Annotated in this window: 2 rRNA genes (1 of these 2 cut by a window edge); both read right to left on the reverse strand. The window is 52.1% G+C overall.

What is annotated here, in order from left to right:
* Window positions 1–23: 23 nt before the first annotated feature.
* Window positions 24–140, reverse strand: a 5S ribosomal RNA gene (gene rrf / locus GMST_RS21935).
* A 140-nt stretch (window positions 141–280) separates the two neighbouring features.
* A 23S ribosomal RNA gene (locus tag GMST_RS21940) occupies window positions 281–2,500 on the reverse strand; it runs 737 nt beyond the window's last position.

Genomic DNA, 2,500 nt, shown 5'->3' on the forward strand with positions numbered 1-2,500 from the left:
ACGGTGGGGCTTTTCAATTAAATTCCCTGCGGCGACCTACTCTCCCACACAGTTACCCGTGCAGTACCATCGGCCCAGAGAGGCTTAACTTCTGTGTTCGGGATGGGAACAGGTGTGACCCTCTCGGCATTGCCACAGAGAAACTCTTGGCTTGGAGGTCGTTGTACCTCTTCGCGTATCGTTTCTCACAATCGCATAGTTTAAGTTCACTGTAGGTTTTGTATGCTGACAGCTTCGATAATCGGGGGGTGGAGGTCCACCCCCCTCTAAAATAATTTTTATGGTCAAGCCTCACGGCCGATTAGTACCGGTAAGCTGAATGCATTGCTGCACTTACACACCCGGCCTATCAACGTTGTGGTCTACAACGGGCCTTTAGGGGATTGCTCCCAGGGATACCTAATCTTGAAGGAGGCTTCCCGCTTAGATGCTTTCAGCGGTTATCCTTTCCGTACATAGCTACCCAGCGACTGCTCCTGGCGGAACAACTGGAACACCAGAGGTACGTTCAACCCGGTCCTCTCGTACTAAGGTCAACTCTTCTCAAGTATCCTACGCCCACGGTAGATAGGGACCAAACTGTCTCACGACGTTTTAAACCCAGCTCGCGTACCGCTTTAATTGGCGAACAGCCAAACCCTTGGGACCTACTTCAGCCCCAGGATGCGATGAGCCGACATCGAGGTGCCAAACCTCCCCGTCGATGTGAACTCTTGGGGGAGATCAGCCTGTTATCCCCGGCGTACCTTTTATCCGTTGAGCGACGGCCCTTCCATACAGAACCGCCGGATCACTAAGACCTACTTTCGTACCTGCTCGACTTGTTGGTCTCGCAGTCAAGCTCCCTTATGCCTTTACACTCTACGGCTGGTTTCCAATCAGCCTGAGGGAACCTTCGCGCGCCTCCGTTACTCTTTGGGAGGCGACCGCCCCAGTCAAACTACCCACCAGACAGTGTCCCCGATCCGGATGACGGACCTGGGTTAGACATCCAAACCAACCAGGGTGGTATTTCAAGGTTGGCTCCACCGAGACTAGCGTCCCAGCTTCAAAGCCTCCCACCTATCCTACACAAACTGATTCGAATGTCACTGTCAAGCTGTAGTAAAGGTGCACGGGGTCTTTCCGTCTTACCGCGGGTACTCGGCATCTTCACCGAGAATTCAATTTCGCTGAGCCACTGGTTGAGACAGCGCGGAAATCGTTACGCCATTCGTGCAGGTCGGAACTTACCCGACAAGGAATTTCGCTACCTTAGGACCGTTATAGTTACGGCCGCCGTTTACCGGGGCTTCGGTTCAAAGCTTCACCTTGCGGCTAACAAATCCCCTTAACCTTCCGGCACCGGGCAGGCGTCAGACCCTATACGTCGTCTTGCGACTTTGCAGAGTCCTATGTTTTTAGTAAACAGTCGCTACCGCCATTTCTCTGCGACCCTTTTTAGCTCAGAGAGCAAGTCTCATCACCTAAAAGGGCATACCTTCTCCCGAAGTTACGGTATCATTTTGCCGAGTTCCTTAACCAGTGTTCTCTCAAGCACCTTAGGACATTTATCCTCACCCACCTGAGTCGGTTTACGGTACGGTCACCTGCTGTCTGAAGCTTAGAGGCTTTTCTTGGAAGCATAGGATCAACGACTTTACGGGGATACCCCCTCGTCATCAGCTCTCAGCGTTAAAGGGAAAGGGATTTGCCTCCTTCCCACACCTACGGCCTTAAACCAGGACAACCAGCGCCTGGATCGTCTACCTTTCTCCGTCCCCCCATCGCAACAACAGGTGGTACAGGAATATTAACCTGTTTCCCATCAACTACGCCTTTCGGCCTCGCCTTAGGGACCGACTAACCCTACGCAGATTACCTTTACGTAGGAAACCTTGGGTTTTCGGTGACAAGGTTTCTCACCTTGTTTTTCGCTACTCATGTCAGCATAATCTCTTGTGATACCTCCAGCCGTCCTCGCGGTCGACCTTCACAGGCTTACACAATGCTCCCCTACCACTCGAATCTTAAGATTCGAATCCGCAGCTTCGGTACTACGCTTGAGCCCCGTTACATTTTCCGCGCAGACCCACTCGACCAGTGAGCTATTACGCTTTCTTTAAAGGGTGGCTGCTTCTAAGCCAACCTCCTGGTTGTCTGGGCATTTCCACATCGTTTTCCACTTAGCGTAGATTTTGGGACCTTAGCTGGCGGTCTGGGCTGTTTCCCTTTCGACCGCGGATCTTATCACCCGCAGTCTGACTCCCGTGATAACAGTTGATGGTATTCGGAGTTTGGTTAGGTTTGGTAATCCGGTAAGACCCCTAGCCCATCCAGTGCTCTACCCCCATCACTTACTTCACGAGGCTATACCTAAATATATTTCGGGGAGAACCAGCTATCTCCGAGTTTGATTAGCCTTTCACTCCTATCCACACCTCATCCCCTGGCTTTTCAACGCCAGTGGGTTCGGGCCTCCACGAAGTGTTACCTTCCTTTCACCCTGGACATGGATAGA

It is taken from the genome of Geomonas silvestris (assembly GCF_014193515.1).
Classification (GTDB): Bacteria; Desulfobacterota; Desulfuromonadia; order Geobacterales; family Geobacteraceae; genus Geomonas; species Geomonas silvestris.